Here is an 18,767-nt window from a genome sequence, read left to right as displayed (position 1 = left end):
CCCCGCCCATACCCACGCGGAAGGGGCCCGCTCCTCTCCGGAGCGGGCCCCTTCACGCACGCCTGGACGCGCAAGCGCGAGCGCGCCTCACCGAGCCGGCGCCCCCTGCGCCTGCTGCGGCGAGATACCGAGCGCCGTCGTGTACTTGGCCAGCGCCAGCTTGCCGATCGCCGGGTACGGGCCGAGCGGCTCGGCGGTGGAGCAGCCCGCCTCCTTGGCGGCCTCCTCCAGCACGGACGCCTCGATCTCCGGACCGATCAGATACGGCGCGAGCGCCAGCTGCTGGGAGCCCGAGGAGCGCAGCTGCTCGGCGACGGACGCGATCGAGCCCTCCTCGTCCAGCGCCGCCGCGATCACCGGCACGGCCAGGCGCGCGGCGAGCAGCATGCCGGTGATCCCGGCCGCCTGGACGGCCTCGTCACCGCCGACGGAGGCGAGGATGATGCCGTCCGCGGCGGTCGCCACGGTGAACAGCCGGGCGCGGTCGGCGCGGGCGAGACCGGCCTCGGAGAGCCGCACGTGCAGCGCCTCGGCCAGCAGCGGGTGCGGTCCGAGAACGTCGGTCAGCTCGGCCGCGATCTTGCTGTCCATCACGGCCTGCCGGATCCGGCGCAGCAGCGCGTTGTCCGGCCCGGCGAGCAGCGGCACGACGACCGCGACGGGGCCGTCCGGCTCCTTCACGTCCAGTCCGGCGGCGCGCGCCTGCTCGAAGCGGGCGGTGCGCTCCTCGGCGGCCCGGACGAGCACGGCGGTCAGGGAGGGGAACTCGGCGTCGTCGTCCCCGTCGAGGTGGCCGATCCGGGCGTCGAGCCCGGGCAGCTCGGAACGGGCGATGCTGATGACCTCGTCGGCGAGGCCCCGGGTGGCGCTACTGGGCGTCCCCGGCACCGCGAGGACGAGCGCCGGCGCGCCCTCGGGAGCCACCAGGGGTTCGGGACGGCGGTGCCGTCCGGGCTGGCGGGGGCGCGGCATTCGTACTGGCAGGCCGGACGCGGGCCCAGTGGGGGAGCTCATGGCGCCGCATGTTACTGGTTTCCGGGGTTTCCCCGTTCGGGGAGGGTGCGGGTGAGCGGTATCCGTCCGGTTTTGTCTGATGAGTGATGTACGGATCGGCCGACATCGGCATGATTCACCTCGCCGGCGGACCGGTTCTCAGCCGTCCGGCACGGTCGTCACCCACAGCATGCTGTCGTCACTCGGAAGCGTGAACGAACCGGTTGCCAGATCGGTCGCGACCCGGACCGAGCCGTCCAGCGGATCACCCTCGGCCGCCGTCCACCGCGCCTGCGGCAGGCGCTTCGCCAGCTCCTCCCGCAGCGGTACGAGGAGCGGATCGCCCAGCCGCGTCAGCCCGCCGGTGACGGCGACGAGGGGCTCACCGGCGGCCGGACAGACCGCGGCGGCCGAGTCGGCCAGGTGCCGGGCGGCGGCACCGAGGATCTCCGCCGCGACGGGGTCGGTGGCCGCGCACGCCGCGACCTCCGGTGCGAAGGAGGCCAGGACGGCCGGACGGTCCGGCCGCGGATACACCTGTCCGGGCAGTCCCGCCGCCGGGCCGAAACGCTCCTCGGCGCGGGCCAGCAGCAAAGCGGAGCCGCCCTCCCGTCCGTCGTGGGCACGCAGCGCCGCCTCGAGACCGGCCCGCCCGATCCAGGCACCGCCGCCGCAGTCGCCCAGCAGATGCCCCCAGCCGTCCGCCCGGCGCCAGCGGGTCAGGTCGGTGCCGACCGCGATCAGGCCGGTACCGGCGGCCACCACCGCTCCGGCCCGTGGCCCGAGGGCGCCCACGTACGCGGTGACGGCGTCGGCGACCAGGGCGACCGTCCGCACACCCAGCTCCCGGGCCAGTGCGCCCGGCAGTTCGGCGCGCAGCGCGTCGCCCAGCGTGGCCAGCCCGGCGGCTCCGACGACGACCGTGTCGATCCGGGTGACGCCGCTTTCGGCGGTCAACGCCCTGGCCATCGGCAGTAGTTGCCCCAAGAGGTGCTCGGGGTCGATCCCGCGCGCACCGGTGCGGACGGGCTCCCGCGAGACCCGCCGACCCAGCGGGCCGTGTCCGCCGCCGCGGCCGCTGCCGCCGCTGTCACCGACGGCGCCGACCACGACGCGCAGCCCCGAGCCGCCGGAGTCCACGGCCAGGAAGCCGGTGCTCACGGCAGGCGCCAGTCCACCGGTTGACCTCCCAGGCGCATCAGCTGCTCGTTGGCCCGGCTGAACGGACGGGAGCCGAAGAAGCCCCGGTCGGCCGACATGGGGGACGGGTGCGCGGACTCCACGGCCGGCAGATCGCCGAGCAGCGGCCGCAGATTGCGGGCGTCGCGGCCCCAGAGGATGGACACCATCGGCTTGCCGCGCGCCGCCAGCGCGCGTATCGCCTGCTCGGTGACCTCCTCCCAGCCCTTGCCGCGATGGGCCGCGGGCTTGCGCGGGGCCGTGGTGAGCGCCCTGTTGAGCAGCAGCACGCCCTGCTGTGTCCAGGGCGTCAGATCCCCGTTGGCGGGCTGCGGGAGATTCAGGTCGGTGTTCAGCTCCCGGAAGATGTTGACGAGGCTGCCGGGCAGCGGGCGTACCTCGGGCGCGACGGAGAACGACAGTCCGACGGCGTGCCCCGGAGTGGGGTAGGGATCCTGTCCGACGATCAGAACCCGGACGTCGTCGAAGGGCTGTTGGAAGGCCCGCAGGACGTTCGCCCCCGCCGGGAGGTAGGTGCGTCCGGCGGCGATCTCCGCGCGCAGGAACTCACCCATCGAGGTGATCCGTCCGGCGACCGGCTCCAGGGCCTTCGCCCAGCCCGCTTCGACGATTTCATTCAAGGGTCGTGGTGCCACGGGCGTCACCCTACTGCCGTACGGGTGACGCCGATCAACCGGTGGCCAAGGCCCGTCCCCCCGGTCCGGATCATCCGACGACCGCGGCCCGCACGCACAGCACGTCCGGCAGGTGGGAGGCCAACTGCCGCCAACTGTCGCCGTCGTCGGCCGACGCGAACACCTCGCCGTTGCGGTTGCCGAAGTACACGCCCGCCCGGTCCGCGTCGTCCGTGGACAGCGCGTCGCGCAGCACCGTGCCGTAGTGGTCCTCCTGGGGCAGGCCCGCCGAGAGCGGCTCCCAGCTCTTGCCCGCGTCCGCCGTGCGGAAGACCCGGCACCGGTGGTCCGCGGGCACCCGGTCGGCGTCGGCGTTGATCGGGAAGACGTACGCCGTGTCGCCGCGGTGCGGGTGGGCGGCCACCGCGAAACCGAACGTGGAGGGCAGGCCCTCGCCGATGTCCGTCCAGCGCGCTCCGGCGTCGTCGCTGCGGTAGACCCCCCAGTGGTTCTGGAGGTACAGGCGGTCCGGGTCGGCCGCGTCCCGCGCGACCTTGTGCACGCACTGGCCGAACTCCGGGTCGGGGTCGGGCAGGAAGACGGCGGAAACACCGGAGTTCGACGGCGCCCAGCTCGCGCCCCCGTCGGCGGTGCGGAACACGCCCGCGGTCGAGACGGCGACCGTCACGGACCTGGGGTCGCGGGCGTCGGTGAGGACGGTGTGCAGCCCCTCGCCGCCACCGCCCGGCACCCACTTCGACCGCGTGGGGTGCTCCCACAGCGGGCGGACCAGCTCGAAGCTCTCACCGCGGTCCTCCGAGCGGTACAGCGCCGCCGGTTCCGTGCCCGCGTACACCACGTCCGGCTCGGCGGCCGCCGGGTGCAGCTGCCACACCCGCTCCAGCGAGGCGCCGGTGTCCTTGGGGAACTTCACGGCGGGCGCGGCCGGTTCGGTCCAGGTCCGGCCCAGGTCGTCGGAGTGGAACACCGACGGACCCCAGTGCGCGCTGTCGCCGCCGGCCAGCAGCCGCGGGGTGTCGCCGCGGGTGTCCAGGGCGACCGAGTAGACCGCCTGTGCGTTGAAGTAGGGACTCTCGTCGAACTCCCAGGTGCCACCCCGCCGGCGCCCGATGAACAGGCCCTTGCGGGTGCCCACGGCGAGCAGTACCTCGGTCATGCCGATCACCTCCGCGGCGTCTTCGTCGACGCCTTCGTCTCGGACACGGGCCAGTCTGCACCCAGGCACTGACAGTCACCCCCGAAAGGAGCGTCGCCGCAGGTCAGGACGGTGGTGTCGGGTCCAAAGAGGCCTCCTGCCGCCGCCTGCTCAGCCCTCGCCCGGAAGCGCCCGCGCCAGGATCCCGTCGAGGTCGGCCGTGTCCGGCAGCGTGCCGAAGGCGTGCCCCCAGTCGCCGCCGAGCCGGGTGGCGCAGAAGGCGTCGGCGACGGCGGGCGGGGCGTGCCGGACCAGGAGGGAGGCCTGGAGGGTGAGGGCCATCAGCTCCACCAGGCGGCGGGCACCGGTCTCGGACGCCTCGGTGAGCCCCGCCCGGAGCCGGTCCGCCGCCGCGTCCAGCCGGGCGTCCGCCCCGCGCGCCAGGGACAGTTCCCCGAAGAGCGCCTGCGCGGCGGCGGGGGAGCGGCCCAGCGCCCGCAGCACGTCGAGGGCGTTGACGTTTCCCGAGCCCTCCCAGATCGACAGCAGCGGCGCCTCCCGGTAGTGGCGGGGCATGCCCGACTCCTCCACGTAGCCGTTGCCGCCCAGGCACTCCAGGGCCTCCGCGGTGAACGCCGGTCCCCGCTTGGTCACCCAGTACTTCCCGACGGCGGTGGCGATCCGCCGGAACGCCGCCTCCCCCGCGTCGCCGCGCACGGCGCGGTCGGCCGCGCCGGCCAGCCGCAGGGTGAGGGTGGTCGCGGCCTCGGACTCCAGCGCGAGGTCGGCCAGGACGTTGCGCATCAGCGGCTGGTCGACCAGCCGGGCGCCGAACGCGGTGCGGTGCCGTACGTGGTGACCGGCCTCGACGAGGGTCTTGCGCATCAGCGTCGCCGAGGCCATCACGCAGTCCAGCCGGGTGCAGTTGACCATCTCGATGATCGTCTTGACGCCCTGCCCCTCGGGCCCGACCAGCCAGGCCACCGTCCCGTCGAACTCGGGCTCGGAGGAGGCGTTGGAGCGGTTGCCGAGCTTGTCCTTGAGGCGCTGGACGCGAAAGGTGTTGCGGGTGCCGTCGGGCAGCACGCGGGGCACCAGGAAGCAGGAGAGCCCTCCGGCCGCCTGGGCCAGCACGAGGAACACGTCGCACATCGGCGCCGACGTGAACCACTTGTGCCCGCGCAGCGTGTAGACGCCGGGCTCGGCGGTCGCGGTGGCCGTCGTGGTGTTGGTCCGGACGTCCGAGCCGCCCTGCTTCTCGGTCATCCCCATGCCGGCCAGCAGACCGCGCTTGTCCGTGGGCGTCCGCAGCCCCGGTTCGTACTCCCGGGAGGTCAGCAGCGGCTCGTAGACCCTCGCCAGCTCGGGCTGGGCGCGCAGCGCGGGCACCGCCGCGTACGTCATCGAGGTCGGGCACCCGTGCCCCGCCTCCGTGTGACCCCAGACCAGTCCGCCGGCGGTCCGCGCGACGTGGGCGCCCGGACGCTCGTCGGCCCACGGCGCGCCGGCCAGGCCCTCGCCGACGGCCACCCGCATCAGGTGGTGCCAGCTCGGGTGGTACTCGACCTCGTCGACCCGGTTGCCGTACCGGTCGTGGGTGCGCAGCACGGGCTCGTGGCGGTTCGCGAGGTCGCCCCAGTCCTGGGCCTCCGCGCTGCCCGCCCGGCGGCCCAGCCGTCGCAAGCCGTCCTCGGCCCAGCCGGCGCCCTCCCGGCGCACGCCCTCCAGCAGGACCGTGTCGTCGGACGCGTCGTAGGGGGCCAGGGGAGGGGGCTGGTTGGTGACGTCGTGCGTCGCGTACCCCTCCGGGCGGCCCCAGGGCTCCCCGGACGGCTCGTAGGACTCGTACGGCGGATCCTGCGCGAGTGTCGTCATACCCCGAGTGTTGCACCATCTCTGCGACCGCAGCAATAGTGCAACACCGTGGGCGCACGTACAGTACGTGCTCATGTGGACGAACGACACCCCCGCGCGCGGATGACCGGTTCCGAGGCGCCCGGCGGGCCGGAGCTGCGTCCGCTGTCCGCGCGGTCCGTCGTCCTGAGCCTGCTGCTCGGCACCCACCCGCCGGAACTGCCGGCGCGGGACCTGGTGCGGCTCGTGGCGGGGTTCGACGTCGGCGCCTCCACCGCGCGCGCGGCGCTGAGCCGGATGGCCGCCGCCGGGGACCTGCGCCGCACGGACACCGGCTACCGGCTCAGCGGGCGGCTGCTGGAGCGCCAGCGGCGCCAGGACGAGGCGGTGCGTCCGCACACGCGCGCGTGGGACGGCGACTGGGAGGTGCTCGTGGTCACCGCCACCGGGCGCGGTCCCGCCGCCCGTGCCGAGCTGCGCACCGGGCTGACCGCCCTGCGGCTGGCCGAACTCCGCGAGGGCGTCTGGCTGCGGCCCGCCAACCTCGACCGCCCGCTGCCCGCCGCTCTCGACCGGGTGGCCGAGCGGCTCGTCTCACGCCCCGAGGCCCCCGCCCGCGAACTGGCCGCCCGTCTGTGGCCGTTGGACTCCTGGGCGGACACGGCACGGGGACTGCTCGCCGAGGTCGAGCGGGTCCGGCACCCGGCAGGCCGGCTCACCGCCTTCGCGGCCGTCGTGCGGCACCTGCTCGCCGACCCGGTGCTGCCCCCGGAGCTGCTGCCGTCCGACTGGCCGGGGACGGCCCTGCGGGACGCCTACGCGCGCTATCAGCGGGAGCAGTCCGGGCAGGTCCGGGCGCACGGCGACGCCCGGACCCGACGCGTCACTGGTAGGTGATGTCGGACGAGGAGTACTTGCAGTACGTGCCGTCGGCGCCCGAGCCGTTCGAGTCCGGCTCGTCGCCGTCGTCGTTGCCGATGTACTTCTGGCACGGGACGATCTTCTTGCCGTCGTCCCCGACGATCGTGATGTCGCGCAGGGTCGCGCTGTCGCCGTAGTTGGTGTTGATGCCGGCGATCCGGCCGCCCTTCCAGTTCACCTCGATGCCGCTGAGGTTGATGGTGCGCCTGTACTGCGTCGAGCAGTTGCCGCAGGACCGGACGAAGGTGCCGAAGTTCTTGACGGCGAAGCCGGAGACGTTCAGCGTTCCGGCGCCGTTGAACTGGAACACCTTGTCGGAGGCCTCCTTGGCGCCGCCGCCGGAGACCGTGTAGACGTTCGACGACGAGGAGCCCCGGAAGGTCGCCGCGTCCTCGCCGACGTCCTCCCACCAGACGTTCTGGAGCGTGCAACCGCCCTCGCAGTGCACGCCGTCCGCGGCCGGGGCGCCGATGATCACGTTCTTCAGGACGGCGCCGGGGGCCAGTTCCAGGATCGGGCCCTGGTCCTCGTCCTGGCCGCCGGAGCCCAGGTCGCCGGTGCCGTACAGGCGCTTCATCCCGTAGTCCTTGGTGCCGGAGACCGAGATGGTGGAGGAGACGCCTTCGCTGCCGTTGGGGGTCGGCCAGGTGGCGGCCTGTGCCGAGGAGGCCTCGGAAGTCATGAGCATGCCAACCGAGAGGCCGAGCGCGCCCAGTGCGCCGGTCGCCGCGCGCCGCGCTCGCGGTCGTGTCACAGGGGTCATGTTCTGGTCCCTTCCATAGGGAGTGGGGGTGGAACGGAACATGTACGTGGACGTCGTGCGTCATCATGACCGAGAACCCGAACGCCGCGGCCCCACCTGTGGGGAAGGGTGGAGTGGCGGCGTTCGCGACGGTCATGCTGATGAACGGACCGTAGAGGGTAAGCGCTTTCTAGTCAACGCCTCGGACGCGCGGCCCGCTGCGCTGACAGGGTGCCGCGCTGGATGAACGAAGCGTGTTCTGTTCGTATGGAATGTGATCATTCGGTTACGTTGCGTATGTGCTCGAAGCATCCTTCGTTGATCGTTCTCTTCAGCTTTCCGACCGCTGTCCGGACGACGGTGAGATGTCCGTGCGGCACGCCTGGGTGGTGAGCGAGGGCTCCACCACGACCTCGTGGTTCGACGTCCGGCTGGCCTTCGCCGACGGCGCCCGGGTGGACGCGCTCGCCGTGCTGTCCGGTGGGGACGTGCGGGTCGAGGACGTACGGGCCCGGCCGCCGCTGTCCCTCGACGACCTGGCCGTACTGGCCGAGTGGCTGGAGGATCCGCTCTTCGAGGCCTGCGTCGCGGCTCCCGCGCGTGGCGCGCCGGCCGCGCCGCGGCGGGCCCGGGCCGCGTGGCCGCGCGGGCGGGAGGGACGCAGGCTCGTCGCGCAGGAGTACCGGACGGCCCGGGAGGAGGGCGGTGATCCGGTCCTCGCGGTGATGCGCGCGACCGGGCACAGCAGACGCAGGTCGCTCAGGCTGATCGGCCAGGCGCGCGACGAGGGGTTCCTGGCGCCCCGTCGCGCGCGCCGCTGAGGCACCTCCGCGGGCGCGTCCCGGCACCCGGCCTCCGGGTCGTCACAGCATCGCGCGCATGCGTGAGATCTCGCTCGTCTGCTGGGCGACCACGTCGTCCGCCATCTCCTCGATCAGCACGTTGTTGCCCCCGGACTTCACGTCCGTGGCCATGCTGATCGCACCCTCGTGGTGAGTGATCATCAGGGTGAGGAAGAGCCGGTCGAATGCCTTGCCCTCGGCCGTGCGCAGCTGCTTCAGCTGCGCCTCGGTCGCCATGCCCGGCATCGCGGCGTGGTCGTGACCGCCGCCCGTCACCTTCTCGCCGTGCGTCTCGAGCCAGCCCTCCATCGCCTTGATCTCCGGTCCCTGCGCGGCCGAGATCCGTTCTGCGAGCTTCTTGACCCGGCCGGACTCGGCCTGCTGCGGCGCCAGTTCGGTCATCTTCAGCGCCTGGGCGTGGTGCTGGATCATCATCCGCGCATAGGAGACGTCCGCCGAGTTGGGGGAGTCGTCGTCGGCGCGCTGCTTCTCGGCGTCCTCGGCGGACAGGGTCCGGTTGCCCTCGCCCGGCTTGCCCGGCGCGATCACCGAGGGGCCGGCGGCGGCCGCCGAACCGGTGTCCGGTCCCGAGTCGCAGGCCCCCAGCCCGAGCACGGCCAGTGCGGTCAGCGAGGCCGTGACGAGTGACGCGCTGGACATCGCGGGGCGAAAGGACACAACGACCTCCTGTGGCTGCGGGTGCCCCTCTGGGTGGAGGGAGGCGGAGCACCTTGTGGGTGCGGTGACCGTCCTAGCACGCTTCCGCGCGTCACTGATCAGAAAACTTCATTGCGAGTTTGTTGCCCCCTGTTGAGATGTGCATGGCGAAGACGATACTGCGGGATGCGTGAACCGTTCCGACGGGAACGGACGTTGGGAGGAAACAGTGACCCTGTTGAACGACCCGCGAACGCGGCGCAGACGCCTGGGAGTCGCGGCTGCCGCCGCCGGTCTCCTGTCCGCGCTGCTCACCGCCGGCCCTGCCGTGGCGACCCCCGACCCCGGGGACGCTCCGGCCACGTCGAAGGAGGTGTCCAAGAGCGCGCGCGCCGAGGTGCGCGACGCCATCGAGAGCGGCGAGATACCCGGCCAGGACGAGATCGTCCACTCGGACAACATCGAGCACCTCACCAACATCCCCAAGGACGCGCTGCCCGGCACCAACTCGGACCTGGCCTTCCAGGGCCGGTACGCCTTCGCCGGGAACTACGACGGCTTCCGCATCTTCGACATCAAGAACCCGAAGAAGCCGAGGACCGTCGCCCAGGTGCTGTGTCCCGGCTCCCAGAACGACATCTCCGTCTCCGGGGACCTGCTGTTCCTGTCGACCGACTCCTCGCGCAGCGACAGCAGTTGCAACAGCACCACGCAGCCCGCGACCGAGAAGTCCTCCTGGGAGGGCATGAAGGTCTTCGACATCAGCGACAAGCGGAACCCGAAGTACGTCGCCGCCGTCGAGACCGCCTGCGGCTCGCACACCCACACGCTGGTGCCCGAGCGCAGGAACGTCTACATCTACGTCTCCTCGTACTCGCCGAACGCTGCCTACCCCGACTGCCAGCCGCCGCACGACGGCATCTCCGTGATCAAGGTGCCGCGCAAGGCGCCCGAGCGGGCGGCCCTCGTGGGCTTCCCGGTGCTCTTCCCCGGTGAGGGATCCGACGGCGGCGGCAACCCGGGCGGGCCCACCAACCCGGGCGTCTCGAAGACCACCGGCTGCCACGACATCACCGTCCTGCCCTCCGAGGACCTGGCCGCCGGCGCCTGCATGGGCGACGGCATCCTGTTCTCCATCAAGGACCCCGAGCGCCCGAAGGTCATCGACCGCGTCCAGGACAACGTGAACTTCGCGTTCTGGCACTCGGCGACCTTCAACCAGAAGGCGAACAAGGTCGTGTTCACCGACGAGCTGGGCGGCGGCGGCGCCGCCACCTGCAACGCGGAGATCGGCCCGAACCGCGGCGCCGACGGCATCTACGACATCGTCGGCCGGGGCGAGCACCGCAAGCTGGTCTTCCGCAGCTACTTCAAGATCCCGCGCCACCAGGCGGACACCGAGAACTGCGTGGCCCACAACGGCTCGCTGATCCCGGTCAAGGGCAAGGACATCATGGTCCAGGCCTGGTACCAGGGCGGCATCTCCGTCTGGGAGTTCACCGACTCCTCGCGGCCCAGGGAGATCGCCTACTTCGAGCGGGGTCCGCTGACCACCGACACCATGACCACCGGCGGTTCCTGGTCGGCGTACTACTACAACGGCTACATCTACTCGAACGACATCGCCAAGGGCTTCGACGTCCTCAAGCTCAGCGACCGGCGCACCGACCCGGCCAAGCGGGTCCACCTGCGGGAGCTCAACACGCAGACGCAGCCGGACTACTTCGACTGAGGACCCCGGTCCGTCCGGTCCTGCCGGTCGGGCACGCCGGTCGCGAAGAACCGCGACAGGTCCGGGTCGCACGTCGTCCCGCCGGGCGCTTCGGCGTCCGGCGGGACACCCAGCTTCCAGTCCAGCCGGTAGCGCTCGAACAACTCGGCGCGCAGCTCCGGCACCGGCATCGGCACCCCGGGCACGAGAGCCGCGAAGACGGCACCCATCAGCTGTGCGCGCAGCATCGGGTAGTCGCGGTCGACGTTCCGCGAGCCGTGCCGGGCCACCGTGTCCCGCAGCAGCTCCGCCAGCCTCCGCTGCTCCGGGCACGGCACGAAGCCCACCTCCGCCTGGAGCAGGCCCGCCATGTGCTGGCGCATGAGCACCGGCCGGTCCCGGGCGAGCCCCAGGATCGCGTCGACGGCCCGCGCCAGCCGCTCACGCCCGTCGGCGGTGCGCGGCTCGCGCTCCAGGGCCTCCTCCAGGGTGCGGTGCATCAACCGGTGCACCGCGGACTGCACCAGCTGGCGCTTTCCGGGGAAGTAGTACGAGACCAGCCCCCGCGCGGAGCCCGCCCGGTCCGCGATGTCGCCCAGCGTGGTCGCCTCGTACCCGCGCTCGCCCACCAGCTCCACGGCGGCCTGCAGGAGACGCTCCTTCGAGCGCCGCCGCAATTCTTCATTGACCGAGGCGCTGCGCGGGGACATGCTGTACTCCTGCGTTGACTGGCTGCCAGCCAACTATACTCGGCGCAGACGGAGCGGCCTCGACGGCCGCTCCGGCTACCGTCTGCCTCGGGCGACACGGGGGATCGTCCGAGGCGGGCGGAACCACCCGGTGGTTGCCCAGGGCTACGTGGTCAGGTCCAGCACCGGCCGCAGTCCCGCCGGGCGCTCGGCCACCGGCAGGTGGTCGACGAAGTGCACCCCGCACCCGAGTGCCGCCGCGCCACCGTCCGCCCTCCGGTCGTCGCCGACCATCAGCGTCCGCTCCGGCTCCACGCCCAGCGCCGCGCAGGCGAGGCCGAACAGCCGGGCGTCGGGCTTGCGGATGCCGTGCTCGTAGGACAGGACGTACGCGTCCACGTACCGGTCGAGGCCGTGGGCGCGGAAGACCGGCCGCAGGTCCCAGCCGATGTTGCTGACCACCCCCACGGCGATTCCGCGCCCGCGCAGCGCGCTCAGCACCTCGGCGGCGTCGGCGTAGGGACGCCACGCGTCCGGCGACATGTGCCGCTCGTACAGCACGTCGTGCAGGCCCGGGTCCGGCAGCGGCACCTGCCGGGAGAGCCCGGTGTACGCGGCCCGGTGCAGCGCGGAGCTGTCGTCGCGGGTCTCCCACACCTCGGCGAGTTCCGCCGGAACCCGTAGCGGCGGTGCGCCGCCGGGCAGCGCTCCCACCCGCTCGAGAGCCTCGGCCTTCTCGGCCAGTTCCGGCGCGGCCAGCTCCAGTCCGGCACCGTCGAGCGCCGCGCGCAGCCAGGCTTCGGTGGATTCGATCCGGAACAGGGTCCCGGAGAAGTCGAACAGAACGGCGGTCATGGGCCGGATCCTAGGGCCTGTCTGACAATTCGCGTCGTCGCCCGAAGGGCGGCCGCGCGGCGTCAGGTGCGTGCTCTCGGCGTGCCGGCCCCAGACCCGCGTACTGGCCGTACTCGGGTCTGGGGCCGGTGCGGCGAGAGTGCGTGCATGGCGTCGCGCGGCAGACGGGAATTGTCAGACAGGCCCTAGGGGGGCGAAGGGCGAGACGGGGGCCGTGCCGCGGGGCGGGCGGAAACCGGCCCGGCGGTGCGCCGCGCCGCTCACGGATGTCCGCGCCGGTGCACCAGTACCGCGAGCGCCACGACCAGCCCGCCCAGGAGCCAGCCGCCGAGCACGTCCGTGGCCCAGTGGACGCCGAGCCACACCCGGGTCACGCCGACCCCGGCCACCGAGACCACGGCGACGGCCAGGCCGGTACGGCGCGGGGCGCGCCCGGCGTCGTAGTGGTGCAGCAGCCACACCAGCAGGCCGCACACGAACGTCGCGGTCATGGCGTGCCCGGAGGGGAAGGCCGCGTAGTGCGCGGAGTCCACGGGGTCCGGCCAGACCGGGCGCGGGCGGTCCACCGCCGCCTTGAGGGCCTGTTGCAGCAGGCTGCCCAGCAGACACGTCGCTCCCAGCCACACGGCCGTCCACCGGTCCGCCCGGCGCCACCACAGCCACAGCACCACCACCGCGCACAGCAGGCGCATCGTCCAGGTGTCCCACACCCAGTCGGTGAGGATCCGCATGGCGTGTGTGAGGCCGCCTTCCTCGACGGCCCAGCGGTGGGTCGTGCCGGCGATGTCCTCGTCCAGCCGCACCAACGGACGCCATTCGACGGCCACCAGGGTGAGCAGGAGCACGGAGCACACGGTCAGTACCCAGGTGACACGGAGGGCGGTGCGTGGCTGCGGCGGGGCGGGCGGGGAGTCGACCGGCGGCGTCTGCATGCTGCGATCCTCGCCGAACGGGTGGCTCCGGGGCCAATACCGGGGCAGGGGGAGAGGGCAGGGGCAGGGGCTAGCCCAACGCCCGCAGCCCCGGCGCGAACGCCAGCAGGACCGGGACCACCGGTACCAGCGCGGCCGCCGCGGTCAGCCGCAGCCTGCGGGCCGCCGTCAGCCGGTTCGGCGGGGTGAGCAGGCGGTGCACCCGCTGCGGGACGTCCGCCCGGGCGGTCGGGCACGGACCGAAGACGCCGCGGTCCTCGTTGAGTTCGACCAGTGCCAGGGCGGTCGTCAGCCGGCCGAAACGGCGGGAGGCCACGTCGTCGGCGGCGAGTTCGACCAGGCGGTGCATCTCGTCGCGGAACCCGGCGAAGACCGGAACCTGCGGGAACCCGTCCGCCAGCGCGGCGGAGCAGTGCAGCAGCCAGTCGTGCCGCGCCTGCGCGTGTCCCTTCTCGTGGGCGAGCACCGCGTCCAGTTGCCGCCCCTTGAGGCGACGCAGGGCGGCGGTGGTGACCACCAGCTGCGGGGGAGTGCCGGGCAGCCACCAGGCGTCCGGCCGCTCGCCCTCCAGTACGACGAGCCGCCCCGGGCCGGGCTCCTCGCCGGGCAGCAGCGGAGCGCGGTGCCGGAGTTCCGCGCGGCGCAGCCGACGCCGGGCACGGGCCCGCGCCACCTCCCGGGCCAGCATCAGCGCGCTCCACAGTCCGCCGCAGGCCAGCGTGACGGCCGTCGTGTCCGCCCAGAGCCCGGACGTGCCCAGGGCGTAGGCCTCGACCACCGGACCGGGAGCCGTCGCGAAGACGGGTCCGCCCACCGCGTGCCAGGCCGCCGCCGCGCTCAGCGTCATCGACAGCGCGCAGCACACGATCACCGCCGCCACCGCGCACTGCCAGACCCACAGGGCGACCACCGGTTCGCGATCCGGCCAGTCCGCCCGGGCGAGCAGCCTGGGGGCGAGCACGGCGGTCAGCGCACCGAGCAGCAGCAGTGCCGCGGGGAGAATCATGGGGGCAGCCTATGAGCGCCGTGCCGTCGGCAGTACGGCCGGACGCGCAAAGTGACGCAGGCAACGATTGCGCGCGGTGAACGCCGGGCAACCCTCGTCGGGCCGGAGTCACAGGGGGAGCAGCATGGCCAGCATCCCGATCGCCATGGAGAGCCGGCAGGCCCGTGCCAGCTCCGGCCGGTCGCCCCACCCGGCCGCCGCACGGCCGCCGGCCCCCGCACCGCCCCCCGCCACGACGGGTATCAGACGGACCCCGGTCAGCAGCACGTATCCCGTGAAGTAGAGCAGCAGCACTCCCGTCAGCACCGGTGTGCCCGACGCGCCGTGCGCGTGCCCGTGGGCGGGGGAGGCGGCCATCACCATCGCCATGTAGACCATCGCCGCGGCTCCCACCACGTGGTGCAGGTGGTGGCGCCCCGTCCGGGCCGCCCACAACGCCCGCAGTCCCGCGGCGCCGAAGACCACCGCGTAGACGGGCCAGACCCAGCCGGGCGGGGAGAAGACCGCCGCGGGCACGGCCATGGCGGCCATGCCGAACCCCATGAGCGCCTCGCCGCCCGCGGCCCCGCGCTGTTCCTCGACGCTGCTGCGCATCCGCAGCAGGCAGTAGGTGCCGGTCGCCGCGCACAGCGCGACCAGCAGCCATCCGGGTGACGCCGGTCCGTGCACACGCACCTCCCCGTTCGGCGGTCCACGGTCTGTCAAGAACTGCCCGGGCCGTGCGGCGCGCACGCGAGCGCAAGGGTGTACGCGGGGGCATCCGGGGGAGCGCACGCCCTCACCGCGGTGGATCGTCGCTGGTCGGTGATATGGACCGGCTCACTCGCCGCATTTGATTTACTGGTAAAACACTCGTTAATCTGTTTCCCATGAGCAGTGCGACCCCCACCTCCGGCACCTCGCCCGCCCCACGTCTGTCCCTGGCCGGCGTGCTGCGCCTGCGCCGGCCCTCCGAGATCTGGTTCAAGCCCGCGCTGAGTTCGGTCGCCGCCGTCGCCCCGCCCAACCTCCTCCTGCTGGCGCTCGGCCGGCTCGACCTGGCGATGTACACGATGGCCGGGTCCCTGTGCGCGCTCTACGCCCACAACCGCCCCTACGCCGCCCGGGCCCGCACCCTGGCGTGGGTCGTGCTCGGCATGCTCGGCGGCCTCGCCGTCGCCCTGGTCACCGCCTCGCTCACCCGGAACGCCGTCGTCCTCGTCACCGTCGGCGCGCTGCTGGCCGCCGCGCAGAAGGCCCTGTGCGACGCCACCCGCGTCGGTCCGCCGGGCAACGTGGTCCTGACCTTCATCAGCTCCGCCGCCCTCTTCGTCCCGCAGACCCTCGGCCAGGTCCCCGGCCACCTGGCACTCGCCGCCGCCGCGGGCGCCTGGGCCTGGCTCGTCGGCATGGCACCCGCCCCGGTCCGTCCGCACGGCCCGGAACGCCGGGCCACCGCCCAGGCCCTGAACGCGGCGGCCGCGTACGCCGCCGCCTCCCGCGACACCGTCAGCACCGGTGAGGGCGGCACGGGGGAGGGCGACGCGCACGCCTCCGCCCGCGCCGCCGGGTACGCCGCCGTACAGGCCGCCTGGCAGACGCTGCTTGCCCTGCCGTCCACGGGCGCCCGCGCCACCACCCGGCACGCCCTGGAACGCCTCGTCGTCCGCGCCGAGGTCGCCCTCGCCGCCCCCGCCGACACCGACCCGGAGCGGCTGCGTGCCTGGGCCCACGCCCTGCGTGGCGGCGGCCGGATCCCCCGCACCGGCGACGCCCCGGAGGACACCGACGAACTCCTCGGTGTGGACGCCGAACTCGCCGCCCGCCCCGCGCCCCTGTGGCAGCGGCTCGGCCCGCTGACCCCGATCGCCGCCCGCACCGCCCTCGGCTGCGCGCTGGCCGGGTACGCCTCCCTCGCCCTCGGCATCGGCCGCCCCTACTGGGCCCTGGTCACCGCCGCCGCGCTCTACCAGGCCAACGTCACCCTGACCTGGAGCCGGGCCGTGCAGCGCGTGGTCGGCAACCTCGCCGGAGTGCTGCTCTTCGCCGCCATAGCCCCGCTCGCCCACCTCGGGCAGGCACTGCTCGTCCTGTGCTGCCTCGCCCTCAACTTCGGCGCCGAGGCCCTCATCACCCGCAACTACTGGCTCGGCAGCGTCTGCGTGACCCCGATGGCCCTGCTCGTCACCGAGTTCGCCGGGTACCAGGCCCCCGGCGACCTGATGGCCGAGCGGGCCGTGGACACCCTCGTCGGCGCCCTGGTCGGCTTCCTCGCCGCCGTCGTCGTCACCAACCGGCGTGCCGGAAACCGCGTCGAACAGGCGGTGACCGCGGCCGACCGGGCCCGGGAGCGCGCCGCGCGCCTCCTCGCCGAGCCCGTCCCCGCCCCCGGCGCCCTGGAGGCCGCGCGCCGTGGCCTGGCCGCCGCGCTGACCGACCTGCGGGCCACCGCCGACGGGGCGGCCGGTGAATGGTGGGGACGCGCGCTGCCCCAGGAGAGGGTCGTGCTCGCCGAGCAGGCCGGACACCGTACGCTCGCCGAGGCGGTGCGACGCCAGGCAACGCGTCCGGACCGGGGCGCGAGCACGAGAACGGAGGACGTACGGCCATGACCGCAACCGACGGGGGAGTGCACGACGGGGGAGCGCACGACGGGGGAACCGGGTCCGGGTCCGGTGACGGCGGGACGGGGCCGGGCGGGGACACCGTGGCCGCGGTCGTACGTCAGTGGCGTGCCGTCCACCCGGACCTCGACACCGGGCCCATGGAGATCATCGGCCGGATCAACCGCTGCGCCGCCCTCCTCCAGCAGGCCGAGGACGCGCCGCTGCGCCGGGCGGGCCTCAGCCGTGCCGAGTTCGACCTGCTCGGCGCGCTGCGCCGCACCGGGCACGAGCTGACCCCCGGGGAGCTGGCCCGGGAGACCTTCTCCTCCGGCGCAGCCGTGACCAAGCGCCTCAAGCAGCTCACCGAGCGCGGCCTCGTCGAGCGCCGCGGCGACACCCGCGACCGCCGGGTCGCCCATGTCCGCCTCACGGACGCCGGACGCGACCTGGTCGACGGCATCCTGCCCGAACAGCTCGCCTACGAGTCGGCCGTCCTGTCCGGCGTGGCCGGGTCGCGGCAGGGTGAGCTGGCGGCGCTCCTCGGCGGGCTCCTCGGCCAGTTGGAGGGCCGTCTGGACGCGCTGCGGGCCTGAGCGCGCTGCCAAACCGGTACGGCCTCCCGCGCACCCGGGAGGATCAGCGCTCGTCGCCCGCCCGGTACACCCCGAACATCGCGCCCTGCGGGTCCCGCAGCACCGCGATGCGGGGCCCGTCGGGCACGGAGGTCGGCTCCATGAGCACGGTGCCGCCGCCGTCCGTCGTGCCGGCCGCGACGGTGTTCACGTCCGCCACCGCGAAGTACGGCAGCCAGTGCGCCGGGACCTCGTGCGGGAACTTGTCGTCCATGGTCACCATGCCGCCGAAGTCCGCCCCGTCGATCCCCCACTGCGGATAGCGGTCCGAGGCGCCGACGCTCCAGCCGAACACCGTCGTGTAGAAGTCGGCGGCCCGGTCGGGCTCCCGGGTCAGCAACTCCACCCAGCCCAGCGAGCCGGGCGCGTTGAACAGTCCGGCCCCGGGGAACGAGCGTCCCTGCCACAACTGGAACACCGCCCCGGTCGGATCGGCGGCCACCGCGAACCGGCCCGCGTCGAAGACGTCCGCGGGCCCCTGGAGGGCCACCCCGCCGGCCGCCGTCACCTGCCGTACGGCCGCGTCCGCGTCGCGCACGGCGAAGGACACGTTCCACGCGACCGGCTGCCCCTGCTGGTACAGCGGAGTCAGGGCGGCGACCGGCGCGTCGTCGATCCGGGCGATCGTGTAGCCGCCCGCCTGTTGCCGCGGGTCCGTCTCGGGACGCCAGCCGAACACCTTGGTGTAGAACCGCTTGGCCGCCTCCAGGTCGGTGGTCCCGAGCTCCGCCCAGCAGGGCCCGCCGGTCACCGGTTCGTGGAGCTTCATGTGCTGGCGTCCTTCCGCCGGGGCCGCAGACCGTCCGTCCCCCTCCAGCACGCTAAGGCCGGGCCGGGGCCGCGGCCATCCGGCACGTACGCGCCCCGGTCGCGGTGCCCGCCCGCTCAGATCCCGGGCCGGTAGCGCAGCGGATGCTCCGCGGGCACCTCCACCAGCACGATCCGGGTACCGTCCGGGTCCGCGACCCACATCTCCACCAGCCCCCACGGCTCCTTGACCGGCGGTCGCACGATCTCGACCCCCTTGGCACGCAGTTCCTCGTGGGCCGCCGCCGCGTCCTCGACCTGGAGCCACAGGGCGAGCCCGGGGGTGAGGGGAGCGTCGGAGCGCCCGGAGACCTCCAGGAAACCGCCGCCGAGGAAGTAGACGGTGCCCCGTTCCGGACCCGTGCCGAACTCCCGGTGGACGGCGAGACCGAGCTGCTCGCCGTAGAAGGCGCGGGAGCGGTCGGGGTCGGTGGGGCGGAGCAGGGTCCGGCTGCCGAGTACGTGCACCATGCGTCCCGAGGCTAGGGCCTGTCTGACAATTCCCGTCTGCCGCGCGACGCCATGCACGCACTCTCGCCGCACCGGCCCCAGACCCGAGTACGGCCAGTAC

The 18,767-nt window shown here is 73.6% G+C and carries 19 protein-coding genes; 5 read left to right on the top strand and 14 right to left on the bottom strand.

Annotated elements, in window-relative coordinates; all coding sequences use genetic code 11:
• Positions 1-87: 87 nt before the first annotated feature.
• The 5 genes from ACH4D3_RS24635 to ACH4D3_RS24615 form a co-directional block, all read right to left on the bottom strand.
• A complete protein-coding gene (locus ACH4D3_RS24635; RefSeq protein ID WP_398325639.1) occupies positions 88-1,014 on the bottom strand; it encodes a sirohydrochlorin chelatase in 927 nt (308 codons plus the stop codon).
• Positions 1,015-1,152: 138 nt separating this feature from the next.
• The gene (locus tag ACH4D3_RS24630) at positions 1,153-2,154 is read right to left on the bottom strand and encodes an N-acetylglucosamine kinase (protein WP_398325636.1); all 1,002 of its coding nucleotides are present in this window, start codon (positions 2,152-2,154) and stop codon (positions 1,153-1,155) included.
• A complete protein-coding gene (locus tag ACH4D3_RS24625) occupies positions 2,151-2,828 on the bottom strand; it encodes a uracil-DNA glycosylase (protein WP_398325633.1) in 678 nt (225 codons plus the stop codon). The genes ACH4D3_RS24630 and ACH4D3_RS24625 overlap by 4 nt, the downstream gene beginning before the upstream one ends.
• A gap of 70 nt (positions 2,829-2,898) precedes the next feature.
• A complete protein-coding gene (locus tag ACH4D3_RS24620) occupies positions 2,899-4,053 on the bottom strand; it encodes a WD40/YVTN/BNR-like repeat-containing protein (RefSeq protein WP_398325630.1) in 1,155 nt (384 codons plus the stop codon).
• A gap of 81 nt (positions 4,054-4,134) precedes the next feature.
• Positions 4,135-5,838: a DNA alkylation response protein gene (locus ACH4D3_RS24615; protein WP_398325627.1), complete on the bottom strand. Its 1,704-nt coding sequence runs from the start codon at positions 5,836-5,838 to the stop codon at positions 4,135-4,137.
• A 102-nt stretch (positions 5,839-5,940) separates the two neighbouring features.
• On the opposite strand from ACH4D3_RS24615, the gene ACH4D3_RS24610 reads away from it, so the two are divergent.
• Positions 5,941-6,714, top strand: a complete 774-nt coding sequence (locus tag ACH4D3_RS24610; RefSeq protein WP_398326381.1) for a PaaX family transcriptional regulator C-terminal domain-containing protein — start codon at positions 5,941-5,943, stop codon at positions 6,712-6,714.
• On the opposite strand, the gene ACH4D3_RS24605 is transcribed toward ACH4D3_RS24610, so the two are convergent.
• Complete coding sequence (locus tag ACH4D3_RS24605) at positions 6,701-7,501, bottom strand: pectate lyase (protein WP_398325624.1); 801 nt, start codon at positions 7,499-7,501, stop codon at positions 6,701-6,703. The two genes, ACH4D3_RS24610 and ACH4D3_RS24605, sit on opposite strands and share 14 nt — an antisense overlap.
• Positions 7,502-7,845: 344 nt before the next feature.
• Between ACH4D3_RS24605 and ACH4D3_RS24600 the strand changes: the two genes are divergently transcribed.
• Entirely contained in the window at positions 7,846-8,301 is a 456-nt protein-coding gene (locus tag ACH4D3_RS24600) for a DUF6214 family protein (protein WP_398325621.1), read from the top strand.
• A gap of 42 nt (positions 8,302-8,343) precedes the next feature.
• Here ACH4D3_RS24600 and ACH4D3_RS24595 read toward each other — a convergent pair whose 3' ends face one another.
• A complete protein-coding gene (locus tag ACH4D3_RS24595; RefSeq protein WP_398325618.1) occupies positions 8,344-9,000 on the bottom strand; it encodes a DUF305 domain-containing protein in 657 nt (218 codons plus the stop codon).
• A 208-nt stretch (positions 9,001-9,208) separates the two neighbouring features.
• Between ACH4D3_RS24595 and ACH4D3_RS24590 the strand changes: the two genes are divergently transcribed.
• Positions 9,209-10,711: an LVIVD repeat-containing protein gene (locus ACH4D3_RS24590; RefSeq protein WP_398325615.1), complete on the top strand. Its 1,503-nt coding sequence runs from the start codon at positions 9,209-9,211 to the stop codon at positions 10,709-10,711.
• Here the strand turns inward: ACH4D3_RS24590 and ACH4D3_RS24585 are convergent.
• The 5 genes from ACH4D3_RS24585 to ACH4D3_RS24565 all read right to left on the bottom strand — a co-directional run bounded on the left by ACH4D3_RS24585 (position 10,699) and on the right by ACH4D3_RS24565 (position 14,841).
• On the bottom strand, positions 10,699-11,400 hold the full coding sequence (locus ACH4D3_RS24585; RefSeq protein WP_398325612.1) for a TetR/AcrR family transcriptional regulator: 702 nt from the start codon (positions 11,398-11,400) through the stop codon (positions 10,699-10,701). The two genes, ACH4D3_RS24590 and ACH4D3_RS24585, sit on opposite strands and share 13 nt — an antisense overlap.
• 144 nt (positions 11,401-11,544) lie before the next feature.
• Positions 11,545-12,234, bottom strand: a complete 690-nt coding sequence (locus tag ACH4D3_RS24580; protein ID WP_398325610.1) for an HAD family hydrolase — start codon at positions 12,232-12,234, stop codon at positions 11,545-11,547.
• 260 nt (positions 12,235-12,494) lie between these two features.
• Positions 12,495-13,166, bottom strand: a complete 672-nt coding sequence (locus ACH4D3_RS24575) for a phosphatase PAP2 family protein (RefSeq protein ID WP_398325607.1) — start codon at positions 13,164-13,166, stop codon at positions 12,495-12,497.
• A gap of 70 nt (positions 13,167-13,236) precedes the next feature.
• Positions 13,237-14,172, bottom strand: a complete 936-nt coding sequence (locus ACH4D3_RS24570) for a M56 family metallopeptidase (protein WP_398325605.1) — start codon at positions 14,170-14,172, stop codon at positions 13,237-13,239.
• A 108-nt stretch (positions 14,173-14,280) separates the two neighbouring features.
• The gene (locus ACH4D3_RS24565) at positions 14,281-14,841 is read right to left on the bottom strand and encodes a DUF5134 domain-containing protein (protein ID WP_398325602.1); all 561 of its coding nucleotides are present in this window, start codon (positions 14,839-14,841) and stop codon (positions 14,281-14,283) included.
• A 200-nt stretch (positions 14,842-15,041) separates the two neighbouring features.
• Here ACH4D3_RS24565 and ACH4D3_RS24560 point away from each other — a divergent pair, with 200 nt between their 5' ends.
• Together ACH4D3_RS24560 and ACH4D3_RS24555 are read left to right on the top strand one after the other, a co-directional pair.
• Positions 15,042-16,763 carry an FUSC family protein gene (locus tag ACH4D3_RS24560; RefSeq protein WP_398325599.1) on the top strand — a complete coding sequence of 574 codons (1,722 nt, stop codon included), beginning with the start codon at positions 15,042-15,044 and terminating at the stop codon, positions 16,761-16,763.
• Positions 16,760-17,350, top strand: a complete 591-nt coding sequence (locus ACH4D3_RS24555; protein WP_398325596.1) for a MarR family winged helix-turn-helix transcriptional regulator — start codon at positions 16,760-16,762, stop codon at positions 17,348-17,350. The genes ACH4D3_RS24560 and ACH4D3_RS24555 overlap by 4 nt, the downstream gene beginning before the upstream one ends.
• Positions 17,351-17,393: 43 nt before the next feature.
• On the opposite strand, the gene ACH4D3_RS24550 is transcribed toward ACH4D3_RS24555, so the two are convergent.
• Together ACH4D3_RS24550 and ACH4D3_RS24545 are read right to left on the bottom strand one after the other, a co-directional pair.
• Positions 17,394-18,158, bottom strand: a complete 765-nt coding sequence (locus ACH4D3_RS24550; protein ID WP_398325593.1) for a VOC family protein — start codon at positions 18,156-18,158, stop codon at positions 17,394-17,396.
• A 116-nt stretch (positions 18,159-18,274) separates the two neighbouring features.
• Positions 18,275-18,667 (bottom strand): VOC family protein, encoded by a 393-nt coding sequence (locus ACH4D3_RS24545; RefSeq protein ID WP_398325590.1) that lies wholly within the window; start codon positions 18,665-18,667, stop codon positions 18,275-18,277.
• Positions 18,668-18,767 lie beyond the last annotated feature (100 nt).

Source organism: Streptomyces sp. NPDC018026 (genome assembly GCF_044327745.1).
GTDB lineage: Bacteria > Actinomycetota > Actinomycetes > Streptomycetales > Streptomycetaceae > Streptomyces > Streptomyces rubrogriseus.
Note: the sequence above shows the minus strand (reverse complement) of the source record. Positions and strands in the feature narration are given on the sequence as shown.